This window comes from Acinetobacter sp. FDAARGOS_724, assembly GCF_013364475.1.
In the GTDB taxonomy this organism is placed as follows: domain Bacteria; phylum Pseudomonadota; class Gammaproteobacteria; order Pseudomonadales; family Moraxellaceae; genus Acinetobacter; species Acinetobacter variabilis.
Map to the genome: position 1 here is coordinate 2,620,529 of NZ_CP054908.1, position 26,414 is coordinate 2,646,942.

Sequence of the window (26,414 nt, forward strand, 5' to 3'; positions counted from 1 at the left end):
TCCTTAGTGGTTCACAACCTGGTAAATGGCATGTTTCATATCTTGCGCCTGTAAGCCGCGTTCACCCTTTTCCGCCAGTACATCACCTGCAAGTGCGTGCAAAGTTACGATCTCGTGTAAATGGATAGTATTTCTAAATTGGGCTTTCAAACTGGCGATCATGCCAGCAAGTACATCTCCCATTCCTCCGGTTCCCATACCGGCATTGCCTGCGGTACAAATATAAAGATCATCCTCTAAAATCAGACTACCTGAACCCTTGAGCACCCATTGTCCCTGATATTTTTGCTGGAGCTGTTTAATTGTCTGAATGCGATCTGCTTCGACTCCTGATGCTTTCATTTCTAGCAAAGTAGCCGCTTCACCCGGATGCGGTGTTGCATAAGTATGGGCATTCAAATTTTGTGGTGCTTTTGCCAGAAACCACAAGGCATCTGCATCGAGAACTGTCTCCAGTTCTGATTGCTGAATCAGGTCAAACCAGTAATTATATTGCTTCTCAGCCCAAGCATCGCGTCCTAACCCCATACCAAAACAGACAGCATCCACATGACGAACTAAAGCTTGGCGTTGCTCAGCATCTAGCGCATTAATATCACGCAGCATGATATTCGGAGCACGTGACAAAATGGCAGTATGATGTTTGGCATCACAAACCACAGTGACCTTACCTGCACCGGCAGCAAAGGCTGCCTCAGCTGCCATAATGACCGCACCACCCATATCAGCATGCCCCCCAATCACGAGCACATGCCCATAACTGCCCTTATGTCCAAAAGCTTCACGTTTAGGCAGATGAATTTGAGTCGAGGAAAGTTGGGCAATCGGCACAAGTTCAGCATCGGGAGGAATAACCGAGATGACCTCTACCTTGCCGGCATATTCTTTGCCTCGTCCGGTAAATAGTCCCGCCTTTAAACCTAAAACATTAAAACTATGATCTGCCTTAATGGCAACCGGCAAAGACTGGCCTGTATTGGCATGCAGTCCGCTTGGAATATCCACTGCAATTTTAAGACCTTGCTGGGCATTAATGCTTTGAATAATCTGTTGCCAATTTTCATTCAGATCACGGTTCAAACCGATCCCAAATAAGGCATCAATATAAACTTCATATTGTTTCTGAAAATTAAAACCTGAATAAGTAGGTATACCGATTTGCTGAGCTTCCCCGATTGCTTGAGCCAGATCCTGTGATGGACCGGGTTCTGCTGTATAAATATCTATTTCAAAACCGACCTGTTTTAAATATTTTCCTACCAGATAGCCATCACCGGCATTATTACCCTGACCGCAACAGACAGCGATTTGAGTCAATTGCTGTTGTTCCAATAAAGGGATGAGTCGCTGCGCAATCGACCATGCCACCTGTTGCATCAAACCATAAGAACTATTTTGCTTGCCAAACCAGCGCTGCTCCCATGCTTGTATATCACGGCTATGATAAACTTGCTGCTGCATTTCTTATTTCCTGTTTCTGGTTTATGACAACACCCGATTCCCAAGCGCAAATTCAAGTTTATCAACAAGATCCAAATGAACTGAAAGCGTGGATCAAAGCGCAGGCACGAGAGCTGGGTTTTTCTGATTGTGTCATTGCCAAACCGGATGCTCAAGCAGAATTAGTACGTTTGCAGGAATATTTAGACCGCGGCTATCACGGTGATATGAAGTTTCTGGAAGAAAATCTGGAAAAACGTGCCAATCCCACACTGCTTATTCCCAATACCAAATCCGTGATCTGTGTACGAATGGACTATCTGGTCGATCTTCCAAAACCGCGCTTAGTGCCCTATGCACCAAATTCTGCGATTATTGCCCGTTATGCCCGTGGTCGTGATTATCATAAAACCATGCGCGGGCGCCTAAAAATGCTGGCTGCAAAAATTCGGGAAAAAGTCGGTGAATTTGAATCCCGCCCCTTTGCAGACTCTGCACCTGTATTTGAAAAATCTCTGGCCGAAAGTGCGGGCATGGGCTGGACCGGTAAACACACTTTATTAATCCACAAAAAATCCGGATCTTTTTTCGTTTTAGGAGAACTGTTTAGCTCATTGGAACTGCCCTTTGATGAGCCTGCAAGCAAACATTGTGGTTCATGCACAGCCTGTATTGATATTTGCCCGACACAGGCTATTGTTGAACCTTATATGCTGGATGCACGTCGCTGTATTGCTTATTTAACCATTGAATATAAAGGAATCATTCCAGAAGAGTTACGTCGAGGGATTGGTAACCGGGTTTTTGGTTGTGATGATTGTCAGTTGATTTGTCCGTGGAACAGTTTTGCCCAGAAAACCAATATTGAAGATTTTCACCCCCGACATGGACTGGATCAAGTGAGTTTACTGGATCTCTGGCAATGGGATGAAGCTACATTTTTAAGCTCAACTGAAGGCAGTCCATTACGGCGTACCGGCTATCAGAGCTTTATGCGCAATATTGCGATCGGCTTGGGTAATGCGCCTTTTGATCCACAGATTGTCCAGGCATTACAAGCTCAGCAGAATCAATATGATGAGATTGTACAAGTTCATATTGACTGGGCCATACAGGAACAACTGGCAAAATCCCGGTAATTTTCAATTTTTACTTCGGTTCACATTTTCTCGTCAAAGCCTTACACAGTTACTGTGCAAGCTATGGCATAAAGGAAAAAGAATGGAAATAAAGCCGGAGGTGGATATGCAAAAGTCATCTGATACACAACATCAAAATCAGGAACAGCTTGAAGAGTTGCAACATCAACACCAGAAGGAGCAACAACAGCAACAGCAGCAGTCACAACATGGCCCGCTTGGCTCTCCAAAAAATAATCAGCACGAACAAGATGAACGTGTATTAAACAAGCAACATCGTAGTGATTTACAAAACCAGAATATTCACGGAAATCATCGTGAATAAAGTCCGATCAAGAGTTCAACAACAAAGCCCACCTTGTGTGGGTTTTGTTTTTTCTATAAGGTCATATTTTGCTAATGAAGACGGCGATACTTTTACTTAAGATGGAGCCTGATAAATAAATATGAACAAGGATGGACAGATGAACAGTATTGATCCAATACGTAATGATTGGTCTCGTGCAGAAATTGAGACCCTGTATCAACAACCTTTAATGGACTTACTCTTTCAAGCTCAACAAGTTCATCGTCAATATTTTGATGCCAATACCATTCAGGTCAGTACCCTGCTCTCTATTAAAACCGGTAAATGCCCGGAAGATTGCAAATACTGTTCTCAGTCCGCACATTATGATTCCAAACTCGAAGCGGAAAAACGAATCGCAGTAGAAAAAGTAATTCAGGAAGCTAAAGAAGCTCTGGCTTCTGGCAGTTCACGTTTCTGTATGGGAGCAGCGTGGCGTAATCCGCATGAACGTGATATGCCTTATGTGCTGGACATGATACGTGAAGTCAAAGCACTTGGACTCGAAACCTGTATGACTTTAGGCATGCTGAATGCCTCACAGGCAGAACGCCTGAAAGATGCTGGTCTGGATTATTACAATCACAATCTGGATACGTCACGTGAATACTATTCACATATTATCAGTACCCGCAGCTTTGATGACCGACTAGATACACTGGATCATGTGCGCCAAGCTGGCTTGAAAGTGTGTAGTGGTGGCATTGTAGGCTTAGGTGAAAGTCGCAATGATCGGATCGGTTTATTGTTTGAGCTTTCTACACTTCCGATTCACCCAGAATCTGTACCTATCAATATGCTGGTGCCAATTGAAGGCACACCGATGGCAGATGTTGAAAAACTGGATGTGATTGAATGGATTCGAACTATTGCAGTGGCCCGCATTCTGATGCCCAAAAGTTATATCCGTCTTTCGGCAGGCCGTGAATCACTGACTGACTCAGATCAGGCATTGGCATTTATGGCGGGTGCCAACTCGATTTTTTCAGGCGAAAAACTGCTAACGACTCCAAATACAGCCAAAGGTCGTGACCAGCAGCTCTTTGAAAAATTGGGACTGGTAGCAGAACAACCTAAGCCAAGCATCCGCGCATTGGCGACTGATGCAATGGCAAGTTAATTGAAATAATTCAAGATGCTGAAAAGTTATGTGCAGTAATTAAAATGTCATAACTGGAATTGAGATAATCACCGATCCGGATCTGGTCTGTTCCATTGGCATGATGTACGACCAGTTCCTGCGTCAGTGCATCAAAACTAAAAGAGTCATAACAGTCCTGATGCAGGCTTAACCAGTGCAAAGTGTCAGCCAGATTTTCATCTACAATATAGGTTTTGGCATGGAAATCTTTGCTCATTTAAGCCTTCTCATCATGTGATACTGGTAATGATTTTAACGGATATGAGTTTAGATTAAATATAATGGATATAAAAAAGTGAGCATATTGCTCACTTTTTCTTGCAGTATTTTTTTAATCTCTTTGGGTACCACATTTGCGGCATTCCCAATCTGCCCCAATTTCCTCCATTTGCTGGTATTCATAAATGTGCAGACAAAATATTTTTTTTAATAATCGAAGCATTGCTAAAACTCCTGTAATTATTTTTTATCAGCTTCCTGATCTTTCTTCCTGAAACATCCATGATTTTGGTTTAAAAATCATATTATATTTATTAACATATTTTTACATTCTGTCAAATACACTTCATCTGCTTTTTAAAGTTTTCTTTCGATTCAAACATCATCATTTCATAGGTTACTGATTTATAGAAGTTATCTTTAATCAATAAGGTTTTTATAAGACAAGGAATTGAGCTTTAAACTATTCTATAGGCTATATAACGCCTGATTCAGTCAATATCAGGCTTAGAGAGATTCGAAAAAGACTGAAGATAGATTCAGGCTTTCTATAAATTCGTTCAAATAATTTTGTCGGAATCATTACAGTGTAGCTAACTACTAGCCAGAGTTTAATGCTTTTAAATTCCTTAAATTTCCTCTATAAAATTGAAATTTGAAAGCTGCTTTTTAGTTTGAAATAGATCATAAAAAAGTGAACCAGAATCTGCTTTAGTGCCAACTAAGAAGAAATGATCAAAATATTCTTCGCCTTTACCTGGAATGATCTATTACCTACTAAAAGATTTTTATAATGAATTTTTAGACCAAGCAAATTCGAATCGAGATCACGCATATCTACTTCCTTTGCCTATTTTAATGTGACGAAGTCGCATCTACAGCTTTGGTATAAGGTACTTCTTCACATTATTAGATTAATATAATCATCATAAAGTTAGAAAAAGGTTTGAAATGCGACAGGTTTACATTTCTTTTGATTCTTCACAAAAACAATAATAATTACCATGGGTGTAAATCATGAATTATTGTGAGAATAAGGAATGATGACAGAGCAAAATCTGATACTACACAGACAAAAAATTGATCAGCTACGCCAAAGCAGTAGTTTATCGCTATCTTATGCTGCACAGCTAGAACAGAGCATTCGCGCTGTCGATCAAAACCCAACAGTCTAGCTGCGTGTTTTCCAGCGAACATTACATGCCATCGGTCCAAGATATGGCCTGTTATGCTGCACCCATTATTGATCCGTATTCCAAACACATTCTGGGTGTAATTGCCTTATCCACTGAATGGCAAAAGCATAATAGCTTGGGTCTACTGGCAGCAGAACGCTGTGCCTCAATTATTCAATCTGCTTTACTGGAATCACAAAGACAGCGTTTATATATTCGTGCTTTTTTTGTCCCACAGGTCATTTTTAATGGTAAAGCTTTAACAATTACACCACGTCAGACTGAAATTCTTGCGATTTTAGCTTTATATCCACAAGGTTTAAGTATGGATAATCTGCATCAGGCGCTCTATGGTGAACGCAAAGTGAGTATGGGTACCTTAAAAGCAGAAATGTCACAACTTAGAGATCTTTTAGGTGGCATGTTGGGTTCACGGCCTTATCGTCTACTCGCTCATGTAGAAGCCGATTTCCTGCAAACAGAACAGTCTCTGGATGCCGGTTATATCGATTCTGCGTGATGCCATTTTTAAAGCAAATGAAACGGATGTATTGCTTAAACATATAGCTCGTTTCCCCGAAGCAATTGATACAGTAAAACGCTTGATTGAATTGATGCCAAAGAGTCAGCCAGTGCATCAGGCATTACTTAAATTTCAGGATATTTAAATATTAGCAGTTATTTAATTTTAACTTTTATGCTTATAATAAATTTTCAATTGAGCTAAAAATTAAAAAATCACCCCATACTTTAAAATTTATAATTTTGATTGCTTTTCATTTAATAAACTGCGGACAGAAATCACTTATAGCAAGATATATGATTCTATTCTTATCAAACCTACAGTATATTATCCTGCTTCAGAATAAAAGTATTTAGTTTCTGTTTTTGAGCTAATTAAATTTTTGAGAAAAGAACAACGCCTGCTCCTTATCCCCTCAAGGATTTAGGATAAGCCAAAATGACCGTATGGAGATACGTTTTCTTGGCCCGCTTTCAAAAAGCCGTGAGCAGGGTCGTAAAAAAATGTAAGTCCATCGAGTGGAGAGTTGACTTACATAGAGGCTTACAGCGCCGTTTTAAAAAATTTTGACTACTTGTGCATCCCTAGCCTTATAAAATAAACATAAGGGATAAGTAAACCGTTTTTTTTTAATCTGTAATTTCCTAAAAGCTATGGTTTGATTCCTTCTATCATTTCTCTTTTATTATCAAAGGCCTTTACCGTAATAGAAGTATGGAATAAATCTGTAGAGAAACCTACCTACCAAAATCCTACCTTTTATGGGGTTATTCTATTTTCTAAATATACTGATAATAAACTTGGATCTGCTTCTATACTTTATTTAATTAATTACATAGTGCTTATATGGAATCTGGAATTAAAAAGCACTTAAGAGAGTTACCCTTAAGTGCTTGATAAATTTGGTGGGCCCAGACAGACTTGAACTGTCGACCAACGGATTATGAGTCCGCTGCTCTAACCAACTGAGCTATAGGCCCTATATAGGCTGAATTTGTTATATTTCAACTAGTTCAGGCGCATTGAATACTAGCCAAGATTAGATCAAAAAACAAGTACTTTTCTTGCTGCTTGCACACTTAGCCAGCAATCATTTTTTATCTTTAATAACTGTTCTGTTTAGGATTTAAGACTTCAGTCTAAGTTGAGCTAGCAAAAGCCTCATATGACATCTATATTTTCTATTTAAAATAAAGAGAGCTGTGCTAATTATTCGAATATCAAATTAATAAATTGATCGCTTTTACGTCTCAATACAATCATAACCAATAAAAATACCAACTATTATGTATAGAAATACAATCTCAGAAGATATTCTTTAAAAAGTTATAAAGACTAAAATTCCGATTCCAATTTCTCGTCTTTACGCAAATCCATATAGATTTCGATTAAAGACCATACAATAACCAGTGCTAAAAGAAGCATTGAGAACGTGAAAGCTGTAATATACGTCATAGGTTTCAATATCAGAGAGAAAATGACCACAAAATAGAAAAGACACAATTTCTTCTTTTCTTTGACAAAAGTCTAATAACTAAAATTTGTGCTGGATAGTCATTTTTTCATCATTTTAAGACTTATTTTATATAAGATGATATATACTAATGATTATTAAGTATTTATTTATATCTTTCAGGTCTTAAAAAACTATTGAATATACTTTTTTGATCTTGGATTTTTCATATTATTAGGGTCTGTTGACATTTACTGTTCATAATTAAACCTATAAAGGTAGCCATAAAAATACACAGGCTAAAGCAACAGAACTTTGATAATTTCTTTTGAGCTTGTCATATCGAGTAGCTATTCCTCTAAATTGCTTTAATGTACAAAACATATTTTCAACTAAATGCCTGATTTTATATAAATACCAGTCCATATGATCATTGTTCGATTGGCTATTTATTTTCTTTGGTATATTCGCTTTTGTCCCTGTTTTTCTGATCTGTTCACGCAGTGGTTCTGAATCATAGCCTTTATCTGCGCAGACCACTTTTGTCTCTTTTAAGTCTAATGTTGATATTAAATCAGGTGCAACTTTGACGTCATGTGTGGTTCCATCGGTAATCATGAAATCAATAGGATTGCCATGTGCATCAACAATCAAATGTATTTTTGAGGAGTTTCCTCCTACACTTTTAGAAATAGATTGATTCGCTATACCGGCAGAATGTTGATGAGCACGTACGTGAGCGCCATCAATAAAAATCCACTCCATATCGGGGCATGATGCTAATAATTTGAATAATCTAAGTAACTTACCACTGCTTGACCAACGATTAAAACGTTTGAAAATAGAGTTGGAATGACCAAAACAAGAAGGAATATCTCGCCACGGACAGCCTGTTCTAATTCTATAGAGAATAGCTTCAATAAAATTACGTAAGTTTGAGTTGTGATGAATAGATAAATTACGCAAAATAGTTTTCAACTTTTGCCAGTGTTGATCTGTCAGCATGGTACGAGGCATAGCGAATAGTAAAATTGGGTTTGGCGATTTGATTTTACTACTTCGCTATTTTTTAAGCTAAAAGTGTCAACACACCCTAATGAATTTGAAATAAAGCCTATTGACTGTGAATAAGAACAGGAAGAAATTATGCAGTTCATACCGTTAGCTCTTATTTCTTTCTATTTATGCTCAACAAATTTATTGGCGAATCTGCATTTAAACTTGCCGGTTGGCAATATCATGTCGAACCTGATGTGCTCGAAGATAAACAGGTCATTGTTGGATTTGAACATACATCCATGATGGATGCGGTTCTATCTTTGGCGCTCTTTAAGATGTATGACATCAAAATTCATACCCTGATCAAGAAAGAACTGTTCAAAGGCCCAATGAAACCAATTCTGGAAGCCATGGGTGGTATCGCGGTCGACCGTAAGGCGAATAAGGATATTGTCAGCGTAATGGTTGAACATTTTCAGAATAATGAAAAATTCAATCTGGTGATCGCACCTGAAGCCACCCGTGCCAAAAATGGTGAAACGCGTAAACCGATCCGTACCGGTTTCTGGCATATTGCCAAAGCTGCCAATGTGCCAATTGTGCTTATGTATGCCAATTCCAAGACTAAGCAAGGTGGGATTTTTGGCAAAATTTATCCGACTGATCTTGCACATGATCTGGCTTTAATCAAGCAGCTCTATAAAGAGAATGTTGGTCTAGATATCATTATCCCGGAATAAACACTCCATGAAAGGGCTTGAGAATAATATTTCTCCTGCCCTTTTCTTATTTAGGTATTTTCTCAGCAAATATTTTCTTAAGTTTTTATTTACATTTATTGTTTTGCCTTTCTGTTTTACTGCCTATTTTTTTGGCATTATCATTAAATCTCAAATCCAGACTCTTTTTTCAAAAAAAGAGCTTATGGTAGAATCGGCGCAATTCGATAGGCATACAGCCAATCTACAAGGAGCATATTTCGCATGGCGGGTCATTCCAAGTGGGCCAATATTAAGCATCGTAAAGCAAAACAAGATGCCAGTCGTGGTAAGTTGTTTACCAAATACATTCGTGAATTAACAACTGCTGCCAAACTCGGTGGCGCTGATGCGGGTAGTAATCCTCGTCTACGTGCTGTTGTAGAAAAAGCATTATCTGTAAACATGACACGTGATGTGATCAATCGCGCGATTCAGCGTGGTGCCGGTGGTGAAGATAACGACGATCTGAAAGAAGTAACCTATGAAGGTTATGGCGTAGGCGGCGTTGCAGTTATTGTTGAAACTATGACAGATAACCTGAACCGTACGGTTCCTGATGTACGTCACTGCTTCACTAAAACTGATGGTAACCTCGGTACCAACGGTTCAGTGTCCTTCCTGTTCACTAAACGTGGTGAGATTACTTTTGAAGATGTGTCTTTAGAAGATCAAATCATGGAAGTAGCACTTGAAGCGGGCGCGGAAGACATCGAAGTGGATGAAGATGAAATTCTGGTCATCACTACGCCAGAAAGCTTCGGTACAGTACAAGATGCTTTAGCTGCTGCAGGTTTAAAATCTGATAACGCAGAAGTGGTGATGAGCCCGTCTACCAAAGCTGAAATCACAGATATCGACCAAGCGAAAAAAATCATGAAAATGATTGATATGCTTGAAGATCTGGATGATGTTCAAAACGTTTATACCAACGTTGAATTCTCTGATGAAGTTTTAGCGCAACTTGATGCCTAATCTTCTAGCAGATCAAAACGCACCTTCGGGTGCGTTTTTTATATTTGTTAAAAAATACCTGGAATTTTAAACCTTATTTAAAAGACCACTACAGTTAAAGACATTATATTCCTTAATCACGAAGCTGGAATGCAGCGCTACAACATGCTCGATCTTACCAATTCTACTTAATAGAATCTGACTATAATTTTCCATATCACGTGCCACAACTTCGACAATAAAATCCGCAGACTGTCCTGTCACCAGGAAAGCGTTAATGACTTCCGGAATATTTTCTAATTCTTCTAAAAATTTGGCAAAAGTATCGCTATCATGCTTGCTCAAGGAAACCTGCAACAGCACATGCAGGCTAAAGCCCAATTTTTGATAATTAATTTCGCGCTTCAAGCCACTGATAATATTATGATCGATTAAATGTTTGATCCTGCGGTGCACCGAACTCACAGATAAATTTACTCTTTCAGAGAGTTCATTTAGATTGACATCTTCATGGGTCAAAATTTCAAGAATATGCTTATCAAAACGATCTAATTCCATCTCTAATCTCTTGCCATTTTATTTAAATACATCATCATTTAACTCTTAGTATTGTGATTTTTTTCGTAAATTACCAGTTATTTGAAAAAAAATGCCAGACACATCTCAATGACTAGTTTTAAGCCATGTTTATGGTCGGTCGTCGTATAAAACAAATTTTCGATAAGCGACGCTTTTAAATAAATTATTCTTATTTATCACTAAACTATTTATGAATAAAAACTATGAAGCTGATAACTGAATTTGCAAAGCATGATTAATCCAACTTAGATTTACACTTGTATAGAAATTGAATAAGAATTGAGCGGTTTATCTAAAACACACAACAAACATAACAAGATAAAAATTCGCAAGGAACGGTTATGGCTTTTAGTATTCTTAGTTCAATTAAAATTAAACTCAGTCCCGTGCTCACGACAGAGACGTAAAATACGAGTTTACTCAGCGGTTTATTGGGTGGCAGTCTTTCTGGCATTATTGGTTCTATTACAGGTTCTACCCCCTCTACCTCCTTCCCTGGATTCTCTCTTAAACAGCCTGCTTTCTGGCAATAGTTTAAATCCCAGTTCCCTCACTGATTTAATTAGCCAGTTAACGAAAGCCAATGGTGGCAGTTTCGACATAGGTTCAATCAGCAATCTGCTTAGCAGCTTAATGGGTGGTAATACCTTAACCCTGGATTTAAATGCAGTTATCAAATTGGTCAGCGGATTGATAGGTGGCAGTGCTGGCAATCTGGATGTTAGTAAAATTGCTGAACTGGCTGGCAACTTATTGCAAGGTGGTGATATTGGTATTACGCAAATCGTTCAATTAGTTAGCGGCTTAATCGGTGGCTCAACAGGTAGTTTAGATACCAGTTCAGTCAATCTGTTAGCCAGTAACCTAATGAGCAATGCAAGCAGTAATCTTGATATCGGTGCTATTACCGATTTGCTCAGTGGTCTAATTAGCAATTCAGGCAATATCGATGCTGGCACCATTGCGCAAACTGTAGCGCAAAGCCTGATGCCACTGCTTGCATCGATTGATACAGGTAATTCATCTATTGATATGAATCAACTTACGCAAGTTTTACCAACAGTGGTTGGTAGTGTGACTACATTGGTATCTGCAATCAGTTCTGCAGGTTCAGGTAATGTGCCAGACACCATCGCGGATGTACTAAAAGGCATCAATCCACTATTGAATCTATTAGCGAATAATGACGTTCTTGATGCTGATCAGGCAGAAATCGTAAATACGCTTTACGATGTCCTGAATGGCGTACAAGTGGTACTGGACTTTGTGAATAACCCATCACTACTCACCTTATCCAGCGACCTCAACAATGTGATTACCGCACTAAAACCTGTGATTGCGCTGATTGATAGCAAAGGTCAATTCTCGGATCTTCTGGATGGTGTTCAGTGTCCTGAAATTGGCGACCTGCTCGGGTCACTCGGTTCTGGCGTGCCAAGCTTAGACGGTTTAGGTCTGGATGCATTCACGGATAGTGTTGACAATTTAGTCGGTAACAACTCGTCCCTACAACTGCCTGATCTTAGCGAATTGATTTCCGGCATTAGTAATACTGATACGGCTACGAATATCAGCATTACTGAAATCCTCCCAACCATTAAAGAGACCATTACCAATCTCTCAAGTGGTAGTTCCCTGCAGAAGTTTGACTTTAGCTCACTGCTCAGTGGATTCAATAAACCAAGTGATATTGATCAGACCAGCCCTTGGGGTTAATTCTAATCTCATCAAAAAACGCGCTTTATGCGCGTTTTTTTTATTTCATTTTTAATTTTATACACCGCGCCAATCAACACGGGCATTGCGCTCATTACGATACATCTTTTGAATATATTGCCCTAATGGCAACTCAGCCAGATGACTTTGATATTCCCGGTATTCATCCGACATTGACTCAAAGCTTTCCCTCTCCCACGGCGTTCCCGGAATAGCCAATAGAGGGGCCAGAATCGAACAGACGGCAATATCGGCCAGAGAGAAACGCGAACCGACGAGATAAGATCCTTCTTTTTCCACACGGATCTGGTTAAGCTGCTCAACCGAATCCTTGATAAATTGTTTGGACTGTTCCAGTGTTTCTTCAGTTAAGGCATAACCCTTGGTCAAAAGGGTTTTTAGCAATGGCTTGGAGAATTTTTCAAACTGGCGCAGATAGCCTTTTTCACCAATCAGGATGTCCATTGATTCATGATCATGCGATAAAGCCTGAGCCAGCATCCAGCGACGCACATGGCGGCCTAATTCCTGAGTGATTTCATCAATATCTAATGCCTGCTGGCGCAAGCTTGCTTCTGCAGGTAGCAGACGGTGTTCAGGATATTGCTCATCCAGATATAGGGCGATTTTGGTCGAGTCCGCAATCCACTGTTCCCGATCACGCAGAATCGGTAAACGATTTTGTCCGGTTTTCAGGCGGGTAAAGGCACGATGGGCACCCGGCATCAGATTTTGCGCAACATATTCCAGTTCTTTGTAATCCAGCATCCAACGTGCCTTTTCACAAAAATGAGAAAGTGGAAACTGGTATAAGATGCGCATAAATTCTCCATGCTTGTTTTTAGGTCAGATCGCATTAAAACCATCTAATTTAGTCGGATACTTTAGTCACCCCAGACTGGAAATACAATGAACTTTTTATTCAAAATAAAGATGTTGCTTATTCAACACGGCGATGAGTATTTTTATACATTTTTTTGTCTTGATTATCTATAAAGCAGATATGCACTGCTTTAAACTCATCTTTTAAAAACAAGGAAATATTAAAAACCTATTTAATTTTAATCAGTTACTATATTCCAAATTTATAAGAATCTAGCAGTTTTTATCTTAAATAGCTTTTTTCATAAGCTTTGCAAAAGCAATTACTTAATTACATAAAGCTTTCGCTGTAACGTTTTGGCATCGATTTAGGATGTCATTATGTCTCGTTTAACTTCTGAAAAAGTTCATATCATCGAAAATGATCTCGACGCAATTAATGCTGCTTATCAGGTTGCAGACTTTGCCCTGGAAGGTCGTAATCAGCGTGATCAGCAACGTCTATTACCTTTTGCTGAGATTGACCTGTTCAGCCAGAAAGGTCTGGGCGGCATGCGCATTCCGAAACAGTATGGCGGTGCATTTGTTACCAATAAAACCCTGGCGCATGTATTCCGGATTATTAATAAGGCTGACTCTAGTGTTGGACAGATTCCGCAGAACCAGATTGCATTACTCAACATGATCCACATCATGGGCACAGAAGAACAAAAACAGTTTATTTATAACGAAATTCTAAAAGGTAAGCGTCTGGCGAATGGTGGCCCGGAACGAAATACTAAAGATACTAAAACCTTGGCAACCACACTTACCCTTGAAAACGGTCGCTATTTTGTGGATGGCGAGAAATTCTATTCAACTGGCAGTAGCTTTGCCCATTGGCTGGCGATTAAAGCGATTCATCCAGAAGGCCATGTAGTACTAACCATTATCGACCGCAATGCTGAAAGTGTGGAAGTGATCGACAATTGGAATGGCTTTGGTCAACGCACGACTTCGAGTGGTACCATCAAACTTCAGCATGTCGAAGTTGATCCGCTATTGATTTTTGATGAGCGTCTGTTAGGAAATCAACCAAGCTACCGCGGTGCCTATTCCCAATTGATGCAGGTCGCGATTGATGTCGGCATTGCCGAAGCTGCTTTTGCCGATACGCTGACTGCCGTACAAAAAGCACGTCCAATTGTCGATGCTCAAGTCGAAAAAGCCAGCTTAGAACATTATACCCTGCAGGAAGTTGGCAAATCTTCTGTGCTGCTCGATGCCGCGATTTTACTGCTGGATGAAGCCGCTGAATATCTGGATGAACTGGATCAACTGGAAGCAGTGACCGATGAGCAGGCAGCCAAAGCCTCAATTCTGGTGGCTGAAGCCAAGGTCTATGCCAATGATGCAGCTTTGCATATCTCGGAAAAATTACTGGAATTGGGTGGAAGTCGCTCCAGCCTCAGTCAGCACAATCTGGATCAGCATTGGCGTAATGCCCGTGTGCATACCTTGCATGACCCGATCCGCTGGAAGCTGCATGCACTTGGGGATTATTACCTGAATCATAAACTCCCTGCCCGCCACGCCTGGATTTAAGGATATTTGCCATGACTTCATTTCAAAACATTAGTCCATTGCAGTCAGAACAGCTGACACATGCGCACATCATCAAATCTGATGAAGAAGCACTAGAAATTGCCCATAATCTGGCAGAGCAGTTCAAGATTAATTCAGTACAACGTGATGCTGAACGTATTCTGCCTTTCGAAGAAATCGAGGCTTATAGCCAGTCCGGACTCTGGGCGATTACTGTACCTAAAGAATATGGTGGTGCAGAAGTGTCTAGCTATACGGTGGCACAAGTCATTGCCCTAATGAGCGGTGTGGATGGATCAATCGGTCAGATTCCGCAAAACCATTTCTATGGTCTCGAAATCCTGCGCAATAACGGCACGGAGGAACAAAAACAGAAACTCTATGCCGAAGTCTTAAAAGGTGCACGTTTTGGTAATGCCCTAGCTGAATTCAAGACCAAGACTGCTGCACAGCGTCAAACCGCGATCCGCAAAACCGAGCAAGGCTATGTCATTAACGGCGAAAAATTCTATTGCACCGGCAGCCTGTTTGCGCACCGCATCCCAACATTGGTCGTGGATGAAAGCGAGCAGCAATTCCTGGCTTTTGTGCCACGTGACAGCGAAGGTCTCACCTTGATTGATGACTGGAGCGGTTTTGGCCAGCGTACCACGGGCAGTGGTACAGTGAAATTCGATAACGTACACGTGCTTGAAGAAGATGTGGTGCGTTTTGATACAGCCTATTCCCACCCAACCATTTCCGGACCTTTTGCACAATTGCTGCATGCCTCCATTGAAACCGGTATTGCCCGCGCTGCATTTGAGGAAACCTTAAACCGTGTACGTCAGGCACGTCCGTGGATTGATTCTGGTGTAGACAATGCTACAGATGATCCACTGACCAAATTTGAACTCGGTCGTGTCGTAACAGATGTACGTGCTTCCGAAGTCTTGCTCAAACAGGCTGGCCGTTCCGTTGATGCTGCTAAAGCTGACCCAACTGAAGCTAGGGTTGCCAAAGCCTCACTGGATGTAGCCAAAGCCCGTGCACACAGTAGTGAAACTGCTTTAAAAGCATCATCAAAACTAATTGAACTGGCCGGCAGCCGTGGCAGCCAGCGCGAAGATGGACTGGACCGTTTCTGGCGTAATGCTCGCGTGCATACCCTGCACGATGCCTCACGCTGGAAATACTATTTCATTGCCAATTATTTGCTGAATGGTGTACTGCCTCCACGCCGGGGGACATTGTAATGACAATTACTAAGACTGATCCAAAAGCAAAAAAAATCCTGCTCAATGCCTTTGATATGAACTGCGTGGGTCATATCAATCATGGTTTATGGACTCACCCACGAGATGAGTCACACCGTTTTAATGAGCTGAGCTACTGGACTGATCTGGCAAAAACGCTTGAAAAAGGCCTGTTCGATGGTCTGTTTATTGCCGACATTACCGGGGTGTATGACGTCTATCAAAATGGCATTGATCTGACTTTAAAAGAATCAATTCAGTTACCCAGCCATGATCCAAGCACGCTGGTGTCTGCCATGGCAACCGTCACTAAAAATCTCGGTTTTGGGGTCACGGTGAATCTCAGCTATGAGTCGCCATATCAGTTCGCCCGCCGTTTTGCCAGTCTGGATCATCTGACCCATGGCCGTATCGGCTGGAATATTGTTACTGGTTATCTGGACAGTGCGCAGCGCCTGATTGGTGAAAATGGCTTGAAAGATCACGACTTACGTTATGAACAGGCCGAAGAATTTTTACAGCTGTGCTACAAGTTCTGGGAAGGCTCCTGGGAAGATGATGCTGTGCTGAAAGACAAGCAGCAACGTATCTTTACTGATCCAGCCAAGGTGCACCAGGTCAATCATCAGGGTCAATTTTATCGTAGCCAGGGCGTGTTCCAGGTTTCACCTTCTGTTCAACGTACGCCTGTGCTGTTCCAAGCCGGTGCTTCACCACGGGGTATGGCCTTTGCTACTCAACATACTGAAGGCATGTTTATTGGTGGTGATCATCCGGACAAGATTAAAAAACAGGTTGATCAGATTCGTCGTCAGGCCACTGAACAAGGCCGTGATCCTGAAGCGATCAAGATTTTTGTCGGCATTACCATCGTGACTGCAGAAACGGATGAACTGGCACAGCAAAAGCTGGATGAATATCGCGCCTATGCCAGCCCTGAAGCAGGTCTTGCACATTATTCCAGCTCAGTTGGCATTGACCTGTCCAAATTTGCTGATGATGAACCAATTCCTTACAAGAAGACCAATAGTATTGCGACGGTTAATGACAAATTCAAAGAGCAGCAGATCACACCCAATGACCTGAAAGCTCAACATGAGCTGGGTGGTCGTTATCCACTTATCGTAGGTAATGGCGCAACAGTGGCAGAAAAACTGATTCAGCTGATTGATGAAACCGGTATTGATGGCTTCAACCTGACTCGCACGGTTGCACCTGAATCGCATCAGGATTTTATCCAATTAGTGATTCCTGAATTACAGCAGCGCGGACGCTATAAAACTGAATATGAACAAGGCAGTTTCAGACACAAGCTATTTCAGCAAGGAGACCGCTTACCTAGTGCGCATCCAGTGCAGCAATTCCGATGTCAAAGCTCCGCCTCAACAGCGAACACGAACCTAAAACAAAAACAATCAGCATAAATTTATTTTGAGGTGCAACATGGCACAAACCGTTAAAACAAAATTCACCGTTGTTGGGGTGATTATTGCCGCCGTCATTATCGGACTGGTGGTGTGGAACCAGCAAAAGAAATCCGGTTCGGATGAACTGGTGATTGGGATCAGCCCATCTTTTGCTAAGCCTTTACAGGTCGCAGCAGAAGAAGCCAGACAGCAAGGTGTGAATGTCAAACTGGTCGAGTTCTCGGACTGGAATACACCGAATATCACCCTGAATCATGGCGATATTGATGCCAACTTCTTCCAGCATCAGCCATTTTTGGATAATGCCAAGAAAGAAACTGATTTTAAAATCAAGGCATTTGCCAAAGGTGCAGCGACTCACGTTGGCCTGTATTCCAAGAAAATTAACAGTCTGGATGAACTTAAAGACGGCGCAAAAGTTGTAGTACCAAATGATCCAGTCAATCAAGGTCGTGCGCTACTGTTATTGCAACAAGCCAAACTGGTAACTTTAAAAGATCCAAACAACCACCTTTCTAGCCTAAAAGATATTGCAGTGAATCCGAAAAAACTGCAATTCGTTGAAGTTGAAGGTCCGCAAACTGCGCGTGCCATTGATGATGTTGATTTAGCATTTGGCTATCCACACTACCTACGTCTGGCTAAAACAGCTGATCCAGAACAAGCATTGCTATTTGACTCTAACAAGGACAACCGTTACGCGATCCTGTTTGCCGTACATGAAGACTATCAGGACAAAAATGACAAGCTGAAAAAATTTGTTGAAATCTATCAGAACTCACCTCGCGTGAAGGAAGCACTAGATGCTGACTTTGGTGCGAAGCTCTGGTTCCCGGGCTGGAAATAAGGAGAATACTATGGTGAGTTTTGGTTCTCAGGTGGCGTTTTACGTTCCGCATATCAAAATCCGCAACCTGAACAAATACTATGAGGTACAAGGCAAATCGGTACATGCCTTAAAGGACATCAATCTGGATATTCCTGAAGGAAATATCTTCGGGATTATCGGAAAAAGTGGCGCGGGGAAATCTTCGCTACTACGTACTTTGAATGGTCTGGAACAGATCAGTGAGGGTCATATCCATATCCATCAACAAGATCTGGCTGGGCTCACCCATGCTGAACTTATCCAGTTACGTCAGCGCATTGGCATGATCTTTCAGCACTTCAACCTGATGTCAGCCAAAACCGTCTGGGAAAATGTAGCACTACCTTTAAAAGTCGCGAATTATAAAAAATCAGACATTGATGCACGCGTGAATGAAGTCCTGCAACTGGTCGGCTTAAGCGAAAAAGCGCAGAACTACCCTTCTCAGTTATCCGGCGGACAAAAGCAGCGTGTCGGCATTGCCCGTGCGCTGGTGCATCATCCGGAAATTCTACTCTGTGATGAAGCCACTTCTGCACTAGACCCAGAAAGCACTTCAGTGGTACTGTCTTTACTGAAAGAAATCAACCAGAAACTCGGCCTCACTATTGTACTAATCACCCATGAGATGCAGGTCATTCGTGAAATCTGCGATCAAGTCGTCGTAATTGAAAAAGGTGAAATTGTTGAATCCGGTGAAGTCTGGTCTGTATTCTCCAATCCACAGCAACAAATCACCCAGGAACTGCTGAATCTGGAACAACTGGAACTGCCATTTGCGATCAGTCCTGAAGTCACTGCTGATACTACACATAGCATTATCAAACTTCGCTATGCCTCTAGTGTTCAGCATTCACCAGATTTGAAAGTGATTTTCGAACAGTTCGAGCATCCGGTGCATCTCTATCAAAGTCATATCGACAGCATCCAGAATCATCTGGTCGGTAGCCTGATTGTCGCGGTTGCTGATCTGAATCTGGATACCGACTTACTTCAGCAAAAATTAAAACAACACATTGCACAAATTGAGGTGATTGGCTATGCACGACCAACTCATTGATTTATTACTGACAGGAACTACTGATACCCTCATCATGGTCGGTGTATCCGCAATCGTTGCCTTTTTAATTGGCTTACCAATGGCGGTAGTGTTAGTCAGTACGTCTGAACATGGTATTTACCCATCTAAACCCATTAATCAGGCTTTGGGCTGGGTTGTGAATATTACCCGTTCGGTGCCTTTCCTGATTTTGATGGTGGCGCTGATTCCTATTACCCGCTGGATTGTGGGGACCAGCTATGGTGTCTGGGCAGCCGTTGTACCTTTAACCTTAGCAGCGACTCCTTTCTTTGCCCGGATTGCTGAAGTAAGCCTACGTGAAGTCGATCAGGGGCTGATAGAAGCGGCTCAAGCAATTGGCTGTAACCGTAAGCAGATTATCTGGCATGTGGTATTGCCTGAAGCTTTACCGGGGATTGTGGCTGGTTTTACCGTCACTTTGGTGACCATGATTAACTCCTCGGCGATTGCCGGTGCGATCGGTGCAGGTGGATTGGGTGATATCGCCTATCGTTATGGCTATCAGCGTTTTGATATGCAGATCATGCTAGCCGTGATTGTGGTGCTGGTAATTCTGGTCATGCTAGTTCAGGCCACTGGTGACACCCTATCGAATCAGCTCGATAAACGTAAAATTTAAAAACATCTATTTCATAAGTTTTCAACAAAGCATCCAGCCATGACCTGACTTTGTCATGGCTTTCATGTAAAATCACTGGCAATTTTTATATAACGCTTTGTGAGTTATTTCATGGGTTTTAATTGTGGTATTGTAGGCCTGCCTAACGTTGGTAAATCTACGCTTTTCAATGCATTAACTAAAGCTGCAATTGCTGCGGAAAACTTCCCATTCTGTACGATTGAACCAAACACCGGTATCGTGCCTGTGCCTGATCCACGCCTGGACAAACTTGCTGAAATCGTAAAACCACAACGCGTGGTACCAACTACCATGGAATTCGTGGACATCGCGGGTCTGGTTGCTGGTGCATCTAAAGGCGAAGGTCTGGGTAATCAGTTCCTGGCGAATATCCGTGAAACGGATGCAATTGCTCATGTTGTCCGTTGTTTCGAAGATGAAAACGTGATTCACGTCAACGGTAAAATTGATCCGCTTGATGATATCGCAACGATTAACACTGAACTTGCTCTAGCTGATCTTGAAACTGTGACTAAAGCAGTGACTCGTTTGGCGAAGTCTGCCAAAGGTGGCGATAAAGAAGCGATCGCGACTAAAGCAGTTCTAGATAAAATTCTTCCTCTTTTAGATGAAGGCAAACCTGCTCGTGCTGCAACCTTAGATGATGACGAACGTAAACTGGTACGTGGTTTTGGTCTGTTAACGCTTAAACCAACCATGTATATCGCCAACGTGGCTGAAGACGGTTTTGAAAATAACCCGCATTTAGATGCTGTACGTGAACTGGCTGCTGCTGAAAATGCAATCGTGGTTCCACTTTGTAACCAGATCGAAGCAGAAATTTCATTGCTTGAAGATGAAGACCGTGCTGAATTCCTGGAAGCTATGGGCATGGAAGAACCAGGTCTGAACGTGGTGATTCGTGCAGGTTATTCATTGCTTGGTCTACAAACTTACTTTACTGCTGGCGTACAGGAAGTTCGCGCCTGGACGGTTAAAGTCGGCGCTACTGCGCCTCAAGCTGCGGGTGTAATCCACACTGACTTCGAAAAAGGCTTTATCCGTGCTGAATGTATTGCTTACGATGACTTCGTACAGTACAACGGCGAAGCTGGCGCCAAAGAAGCAGGTAAATGGCGTTTGGAAGGTAAAACTTATATCGTTCAGGACGGCGATGTTCTGCACTTCCGCTTTAACGTATAAGTTTAAAACCAAAGAAAAGCCCCAAATCTGGGGCTTTTTGTTACCAAATTTGGCTTCTTGCTATTTTCATAAGCATCTTTACACCTTATTTATAAAAACCATACCTCACAACATAAATGATAATAATTCTCATTGTATTTAATGCAACTCAAGCGTATTTTAAAATTTAGTCGAAAATTCCACTCACTCAATTACGCTTAAGGACAATTAAAAATGAGCTATACCCTTCCCGAACTCCCTTATGCTTATGATGCATTGGAACCGCATATTGATGCTAAAACTATGGAAATCCACCATGCCAAACATCATCAAACTTATATCAACAACATCAATGCAGGTATTGAAGGCACAGAATGGGAAGATCTTTCTGTAGAAGAACTGGTAAGCAAAGCCAATCAGGTACCTGAAGATTTGAAAAATAATGTGATTAATAATGGTGGCGGTCATGCCAACCATTCCCTGTTCTGGACAGTAATGAGTCCAGAGGGCGGTGGCAATCCTGAAGGTGAAATTGCACAAGCGATCGACAAGGAGCTTGGTGGCTTTGAAGCTTTTAAAGAAGCTTTTACCAAGGCAGCCTTAACCCGTTTTGGTAGTGGATGGGCCTGGCTCAGCGTAGCACCTGATCAAACCATTATTGTAGAAAACAGTGCCAATCAGGACTCACCACTCATGCATGGCAATACTCCGATTCTAGGTCTGGATGTGTGGGAACATGCGTACTATTTGAAATACCAGAACCGTCGTCCTGAATATATTGCCGCTTTCTTTAATGTGGTGAACTGGAAGGAAGTGAATCGCCGTTATCTGGAAGCACTTTCAATATAAATGAATACAGTAGGACGAAATCTCATGTCTTGGCACTCTTTACGCTTGATCTGCGGCCTCAGTATTCTTTTGGGCGGAGCAGTGTTGTATCTAGAACGTCTGTTCATGTTGCTTTAAGACATGATCGTCTAACTGTATGGGAAGCCTTATTCTGAGGCTTCTTTTATTTTTTGCTGTTTGAATTTTCTATAGGGAGATGGATTTAAAATTTAAGAACGCAATTCACAAACATTGACGCTATCAAAGCCATTGGTACATGGTGCCACTTCACACGCATGAGAAGCTTGTACTGCACTTACTAAAACAGTACTTATACTTATCGCTAAAAACAATTTATTTAACATTTAAAATTACTCCAAAAATTAACTTTTATCTCTAAATCGCTTGATTATGAGTCAACTATAGGACTTTTTTAATGACTCAGGGCAATATTTCTTGATTTTAATTATTTTTTATTTATATAAATAGAATCGTTTTTTATAACAAAAAAGCGGAACCGAAGTTCCGCCTGAAGATTATAAAACCCGATTAAGACTGTTCAGCTACTGCATTACCTTTCTGCTTTGGATCAGTATTTCCCAGTTCAGGATGAGCAATTGCTCCCTGACATTGCTGTTTATCACGCTCATAGTCGGCCTGTCTGTGTGCCACGCTACTGCTATTTTCAACGGTGCTACGTGCCCAGATTTCCAGACTGGTTAAAGCCTTGCGACATAAGGCATATTTGCCTTCCGTCACTGAGTCAGTCATTTTCACATTAATGCGCCAGTCAGTACTTAATTTACGGGCCGGTTGACGCACCTGAGCATCAATCTGCTCCATTTCCTTGTTATAGACCAGCGGATCGACTTCATTCATGAATTGCCATGCAGCATTAGCATAAGTTGTTGCATCATTGGAGAGTTTAGGTGCCGCTTTAATTTCGGCCTTTGGCGCTTGACTGTCATTTCCACAAGCTTGAAGAAATAAGGTGCTGCCGATTAAAACACCGACCAGCATTGCACGTGTCTTGAACATCAACATATCAGAATCGCCAGTTAAATATTTCGGCACTATGCTAGTAAATTCGCGTACAATACACAATCTTGATTTAATCCCTGTTTTAACTCTCTCCCTCAAGGTGTTTTGTGTCTGACCACAATCCAGTAGCGATGCAACCTGCCGGTTTCTGGCAAGGTGCCAAAGATAGCCAGGCCATTATATTTACTTACCTTCCGGTCTCCTTTGCCTTTGGCGTTTCTGCCACCCAGTTCGGCTTTACTGCCTGGGAAGCCTTATTTCTGTCCTGCTCCATGTATGCCGGTGCCAGTCAATTTTTAGTTGTAGCTCTACTTGGTAGCGGTACTTCGATCTGGATGACTGCATTGACCGTAATTGCTTTGGACATTCGCCATCTTTTATACGGCCCAGCTTTACAAAACCTGATCCAAGATCGTTTAAACTTGAAGAAAACCGCAGTCTGGGCTTGGGGTCTTACTGATGAAGTCTTTGCTTCAGGTATGATCAAGCTGTCACAAAGGCGTCAGGAATGGTCAGAGTCGTGGATGCTCGGTCTGAGTCTGTTTAGCTGGTTATCTTGGGCGATAGGTTCATTTCTAGGCGGCCTATTTGCTGATCAGGTTAGTCATCTGCCACAATTCTTGCAGGCGGCTTTAGATTTCCTGCTACCTGCCCTGTTCTTAAGTTTCTTATTGGCAGCTTTTGAAAAGAAACATACCTTTGTCGTGACCAGCACGATTATTGTCTCAGCAGTTGCCTGTTATTTTATCGATTTGTCCGCTGCGATCTTTATTGGCATCAGTTCCGGCATTTTGGCCGGCCTGTTCAAGCACTATGTACTGAAAAAACCAGATCCTGAATATGCAGGAGATCAATCATGAATTTTGAAATTATTTTGGTCGGGATTATTGTCGGAATTGCCAATTTTGCCTCACGTTTTGGTCCATTCTATGTGATTCAAAAATTTCAGCAGGGTTCGCAAAAACGTGGTGCGCTATGGTTGAAAATTGCATTGGGTTCGATTGGAATTGCTGCCATCAGTTCCATGCTGGTTGTGGCGACTTTACCGCCCTTATTGGAAACGCCAGATAAAAGCTTTGCCATGTTGATCGGTTTTATTGTACTCGCTGGACTGTATTTCAAGTTCAAGAAAATTGTCATGGCGACCTTAACTGCTGCTTTAACCTATGGTCTGATTTATACCTATATCCCCATGCCTTTTTAAGCCTTTTAGTAAATTAGAAATCTCATTCAAGACTTATGCTAAATTAAATATATAAGTCTTTTTTATATAAGAAGAAAATAAGGAAAGTGTTGGCATGTTCGAGCCAAAGCAAATGATTGAAGGGAAAATATTTATTCATCATCGACGTGATGAAATGTTGGCTATTTTAACCAGTATGAATTACCCGGCTGCTATTTTGAATGTTTTATCAATGCACAGAATTTTACTGGTCATTTTGTAGAAGTGGTTGCTGAACCCGCAGATTATGTCCGTGTCATTTATATTCAGAAGCATGGCAAAAATAAAATCATTGCCCTCTACAATCAGACTCAACAGGTGATCCATCTGCACCCTAAACAAATCATTTTTAGCCAATGGAGCCTGTTACATAAAGGCATTCCAAATCTCATTTCTGTATTTTGCTTTAGTGTAATTTTACTGTTTTTATTCTTTGCACTTGTCGCAATATCAAATCATCAATTCCATTTTTTCACTGTATTCCTCGATGCACTGCAATTTTCAGGATTTGGTTTATTGCTATGGATATTTGGTTTTATCTGTCCTTTTGTCATTCCCTTTTACGCCTTTAAGAGTATACAAAGTCTGAAACTTCTCCATCAACTTCAGCTCAATGACAAGCAAATTCTGCATATGAAAAAACTCAATCCGCAAAATCGTATTTATGATTTAAACCCTATGAAAAATACAGTAAAGCGAACTGCCTGATTTCAGATGCAATTCTCTATAAACTTTTATAAATAAAACTGCTGGCCAATATCACAATTTTGTATGAAACTCGGCTTATCTCGGCATTGAGTTCTGTTATGCTAAAAGTCCATAAAATCAAGCATGGATAATACACATGAACGTGACTATTGGTACTCCTCTTCAATCTTCAGCTTTTAAAGTTCTATTGCTAGGTTCAGGAGAACTAGGTAAGGAAGTGGTGATTTCCTTGCAACGTTTAGGTGTAGAAGTTCATGCTGCAGATCGTTATGCAGATGCTCCTGCCATGCAGGTGGCACATTTTTCTTATGCCTTAAATATGGCAGATGCAGCGGAACTCAAACAGCTCATTCAAAAAATTCAGCCGCATCTCATTGTTCCTGAAATTGAAGCGATTGCGACAGAAGTACTGGTTGAAATCGAAGAACAGAATATTGCAACTGTAATTCCTTCTGCTAAAGCGGTTAACCTGACCATGAATCGTGAAGGCATTCGTCGTCTGGCAGCTGAAGAACTAGGCTTACCGACGTCTGCTTATCGCTTTGCCGCTTCTCTGGAATCTTTCCGCGCAGCCTGTGATGACATTGGTTATCCAAACTTTGTGAAGCCGGTGATGTCTTCTTCAGGTAAAGGCCAATCTCGCGTGAAAAGTTTTGAAGAAGTTGATGCTGCCTGGGAATATGCGCAAACAGGTGGTCGAGTTAATCAGGGCAAAGTAATTGTCGAATCACAGATTGATTTTGATTTTGAAATTACCCTGCTTACTGTGCGGGCTAAAAATCCTCAAACTGGCGAAATCGAAACCTCTTACTGTGATCCAATCGGACATCGTCAGGACTCAGGCGACTATGTAGAAAGCTGGCAGCCTCAGCCAATGAGCCCTGCTGCTCTGGAAGAATCAAAACGTATCGCCAATAAAGTCACCACGGCATTGGGCGGTTGCGGCATTTTTGGTGTAGAACTCTTTGTCAAAGGCGACAAAGTATGGTTTAGTGAGGTTTCACCTCGCCCGCATGACACTGGTCTGGTCACTTTGGCTTCCCAGTTCCAGAGTGAATTTGAACTGCATGCCCGTGCTATTTTAGGCTTACCAGTCAATACAGCTCGCCATAGTGTGGCTGCCAGTGCCGTAATTTACGCAGGTGTCGATGATCGCAACCTTTCATTTTCTGGCCTGAATCTTGCTTTAGCCCATGCCGATACCGATTTACGCCTGTTTGGTAAACCTGAAGGTTTTAAACGCCGCCGTATGGGTGTCGCGACTGCGCGTGCAGAAAGCATTGAACAGGCTCGCGAGCTGGCTCAACAGGTTGCTGACCAAGTTAATGTGAATCAAAATTAAGTAAATACAACGG

The 26,414-nt window shown here is 41.5% G+C and carries 24 protein-coding genes, 1 tRNA gene and 1 pseudogene; 19 read left to right on the plus strand and 7 right to left on the minus strand.

The window, feature by feature from the left end:
• Positions 1-3 precede the first annotated feature (3 nt).
• The gene (locus FOC32_RS13735) at positions 4-1,461 is read right to left on the minus strand and encodes a bifunctional ADP-dependent NAD(P)H-hydrate dehydratase/NAD(P)H-hydrate epimerase (protein WP_004784064.1); all 1,458 of its coding nucleotides are present in this window, start codon (positions 1,459-1,461) and stop codon (positions 4-6) included.
• Positions 1,462-1,484: 23 nt separating this feature from the next.
• Here FOC32_RS13735 and queG point away from each other — a divergent pair, with 23 nt between their 5' ends.
• The 3 genes from queG (at position 1,485) to bioB (ending at position 4,045) form a co-directional block, all read left to right on the plus strand.
• Entirely contained in the window at positions 1,485-2,579 is a 1,095-nt protein-coding gene (queG, locus tag FOC32_RS13740; protein ID WP_004784066.1) for a tRNA epoxyqueuosine(34) reductase QueG, read from the plus strand.
• An 82-nt stretch (positions 2,580-2,661) separates the two neighbouring features.
• Positions 2,662-2,904, plus strand: coding sequence for a hypothetical protein (locus FOC32_RS13745; protein ID WP_155757222.1), 243 nt, complete (start codon positions 2,662-2,664; stop codon positions 2,902-2,904).
• A gap of 139 nt (positions 2,905-3,043) precedes the next feature.
• A complete protein-coding gene (bioB, locus tag FOC32_RS13750) occupies positions 3,044-4,045 on the plus strand; it encodes a biotin synthase BioB (protein ID WP_004784070.1) in 1,002 nt (333 codons plus the stop codon).
• 10 nt (positions 4,046-4,055) lie between these two features.
• On the opposite strand, the gene FOC32_RS13755 is transcribed toward bioB, so the two are convergent.
• The gene (locus FOC32_RS13755) at positions 4,056-4,283 is read right to left on the minus strand and encodes a hypothetical protein (RefSeq protein WP_175967785.1); all 228 of its coding nucleotides are present in this window, start codon (positions 4,281-4,283) and stop codon (positions 4,056-4,058) included.
• Between the two features lie 1,142 nt (positions 4,284-5,425).
• Between FOC32_RS13755 and FOC32_RS13760 the strand changes: the two are divergent.
• Positions 5,426-6,128, plus strand: a pseudogene (locus FOC32_RS13760) (transcriptional regulator); the annotation flags it as partial.
• Positions 6,129-6,886: 758 nt separating this feature from the next.
• On the opposite strand, the gene FOC32_RS13765 reads toward FOC32_RS13760, so the two are convergent.
• Positions 6,887-6,963 (minus strand) — tRNA-Ile (locus FOC32_RS13765).
• A gap of 743 nt (positions 6,964-7,706) precedes the next feature.
• Positions 7,707-8,453 carry an IS5 family transposase gene (locus tag FOC32_RS13770; protein ID WP_104425912.1) on the minus strand — a complete coding sequence of 249 codons (747 nt, stop codon included), beginning with the start codon at positions 8,451-8,453 and terminating at the stop codon, positions 7,707-7,709.
• Positions 8,454-8,620: 167 nt separating this feature from the next.
• Here FOC32_RS13770 and FOC32_RS13775 point away from each other — a divergent pair, with 167 nt between their 5' ends.
• Positions 8,621-9,175 carry a 1-acyl-sn-glycerol-3-phosphate acyltransferase gene (locus FOC32_RS13775; protein ID WP_004784088.1) on the plus strand — a complete coding sequence of 185 codons (555 nt, stop codon included), beginning with the start codon at positions 8,621-8,623 and terminating at the stop codon, positions 9,173-9,175.
• Positions 9,176-9,418: 243 nt separating this feature from the next.
• The gene (locus tag FOC32_RS13780; RefSeq protein ID WP_004784089.1) at positions 9,419-10,168 is read left to right on the plus strand and encodes a YebC/PmpR family DNA-binding transcriptional regulator; all 750 of its coding nucleotides are present in this window, start codon (positions 9,419-9,421) and stop codon (positions 10,166-10,168) included.
• 66 nt (positions 10,169-10,234) lie between these two features.
• Here FOC32_RS13780 and FOC32_RS13785 read toward each other — a convergent pair whose 3' ends face one another.
• Positions 10,235-10,705 (minus strand): Lrp/AsnC family transcriptional regulator, encoded by a 471-nt coding sequence (locus tag FOC32_RS13785; protein ID WP_004784091.1) that lies wholly within the window; start codon positions 10,703-10,705, stop codon positions 10,235-10,237.
• Between the two features lie 456 nt (positions 10,706-11,161).
• Between FOC32_RS13785 and FOC32_RS13790 the strand changes: the two genes are divergently transcribed.
• On the plus strand, positions 11,162-12,442 hold the full coding sequence (locus FOC32_RS13790; protein ID WP_004784094.1) for a hypothetical protein: 1,281 nt from the start codon (positions 11,162-11,164) through the stop codon (positions 12,440-12,442).
• A 57-nt stretch (positions 12,443-12,499) separates the two neighbouring features.
• Here FOC32_RS13790 and FOC32_RS13795 read toward each other — a convergent pair whose 3' ends face one another.
• Positions 12,500-13,264 carry a glutathione S-transferase family protein gene (locus FOC32_RS13795; RefSeq protein ID WP_004784096.1) on the minus strand — a complete coding sequence of 255 codons (765 nt, stop codon included), beginning with the start codon at positions 13,262-13,264 and terminating at the stop codon, positions 12,500-12,502.
• Between the two features lie 381 nt (positions 13,265-13,645).
• Between FOC32_RS13795 and FOC32_RS13800 the strand changes: the two genes are divergently transcribed.
• From FOC32_RS13800 to FOC32_RS13835, 8 genes are all read left to right on the plus strand, one after another.
• Complete coding sequence (locus FOC32_RS13800; protein WP_004784098.1) at positions 13,646-14,848, plus strand: SfnB family sulfur acquisition oxidoreductase; 1,203 nt, start codon at positions 13,646-13,648, stop codon at positions 14,846-14,848.
• 11 nt (positions 14,849-14,859) lie between these two features.
• On the plus strand, positions 14,860-16,083 hold the full coding sequence (locus FOC32_RS13805) for an SfnB family sulfur acquisition oxidoreductase (protein ID WP_004784100.1): 1,224 nt from the start codon (positions 14,860-14,862) through the stop codon (positions 16,081-16,083).
• The gene (locus FOC32_RS13810) at positions 16,083-17,507 is read left to right on the plus strand and encodes an LLM class flavin-dependent oxidoreductase (protein WP_004784102.1); all 1,425 of its coding nucleotides are present in this window, start codon (positions 16,083-16,085) and stop codon (positions 17,505-17,507) included. Before FOC32_RS13805 ends, FOC32_RS13810 begins: the two co-directional genes overlap by 1 nt.
• A gap of 19 nt (positions 17,508-17,526) precedes the next feature.
• The gene (locus FOC32_RS13815; protein ID WP_004784104.1) at positions 17,527-18,357 is read left to right on the plus strand and encodes a MetQ/NlpA family ABC transporter substrate-binding protein; all 831 of its coding nucleotides are present in this window, start codon (positions 17,527-17,529) and stop codon (positions 18,355-18,357) included.
• A gap of 10 nt (positions 18,358-18,367) precedes the next feature.
• Complete coding sequence (locus tag FOC32_RS13820) at positions 18,368-19,438, plus strand: methionine ABC transporter ATP-binding protein (RefSeq protein ID WP_004784106.1); 1,071 nt, start codon at positions 18,368-18,370, stop codon at positions 19,436-19,438.
• On the plus strand, positions 19,419-20,078 hold the full coding sequence (locus FOC32_RS13825) for a methionine ABC transporter permease (protein WP_004784108.1): 660 nt from the start codon (positions 19,419-19,421) through the stop codon (positions 20,076-20,078). The genes FOC32_RS13820 and FOC32_RS13825 overlap by 20 nt, the downstream gene beginning before the upstream one ends.
• A gap of 111 nt (positions 20,079-20,189) precedes the next feature.
• The gene (gene ychF / locus FOC32_RS13830) at positions 20,190-21,281 is read left to right on the plus strand and encodes a redox-regulated ATPase YchF (protein WP_004784110.1); all 1,092 of its coding nucleotides are present in this window, start codon (positions 20,190-20,192) and stop codon (positions 21,279-21,281) included.
• A gap of 213 nt (positions 21,282-21,494) precedes the next feature.
• Entirely contained in the window at positions 21,495-22,109 is a 615-nt protein-coding gene (locus tag FOC32_RS13835; RefSeq protein WP_004784113.1) for a superoxide dismutase, read from the plus strand.
• 528 nt (positions 22,110-22,637) lie between these two features.
• On the opposite strand, the gene FOC32_RS13840 is transcribed toward FOC32_RS13835, so the two are convergent.
• Positions 22,638-23,132 carry a hypothetical protein gene (locus tag FOC32_RS13840; protein WP_004784117.1) on the minus strand — a complete coding sequence of 165 codons (495 nt, stop codon included), beginning with the start codon at positions 23,130-23,132 and terminating at the stop codon, positions 22,638-22,640.
• Positions 23,133-23,260: 128 nt separating this feature from the next.
• On the opposite strand from FOC32_RS13840, the gene FOC32_RS13845 reads away from it, so the two are divergent.
• From FOC32_RS13845 to purT, 4 genes are all read left to right on the plus strand, one after another.
• Complete coding sequence (locus FOC32_RS13845) at positions 23,261-23,989, plus strand: AzlC family ABC transporter permease (protein WP_171064817.1); 729 nt, start codon at positions 23,261-23,263, stop codon at positions 23,987-23,989.
• Positions 23,986-24,333 carry an L-valine transporter subunit YgaH gene (ygaH, locus tag FOC32_RS13850; RefSeq protein ID WP_004784121.1) on the plus strand — a complete coding sequence of 116 codons (348 nt, stop codon included), beginning with the start codon at positions 23,986-23,988 and terminating at the stop codon, positions 24,331-24,333. Before FOC32_RS13845 ends, ygaH begins: the two co-directional genes overlap by 4 nt.
• 336 nt (positions 24,334-24,669) lie before the next feature.
• The gene (locus tag FOC32_RS13855) at positions 24,670-25,059 is read left to right on the plus strand and encodes a hypothetical protein (protein ID WP_228127244.1); all 390 of its coding nucleotides are present in this window, start codon (positions 24,670-24,672) and stop codon (positions 25,057-25,059) included.
• Between the two features lie 127 nt (positions 25,060-25,186).
• Complete coding sequence (gene purT, locus FOC32_RS13860; RefSeq protein ID WP_171064818.1) at positions 25,187-26,401, plus strand: formate-dependent phosphoribosylglycinamide formyltransferase; 1,215 nt, start codon at positions 25,187-25,189, stop codon at positions 26,399-26,401.
• The last annotated feature ends 13 nt before the right edge of the window (positions 26,402-26,414 follow it).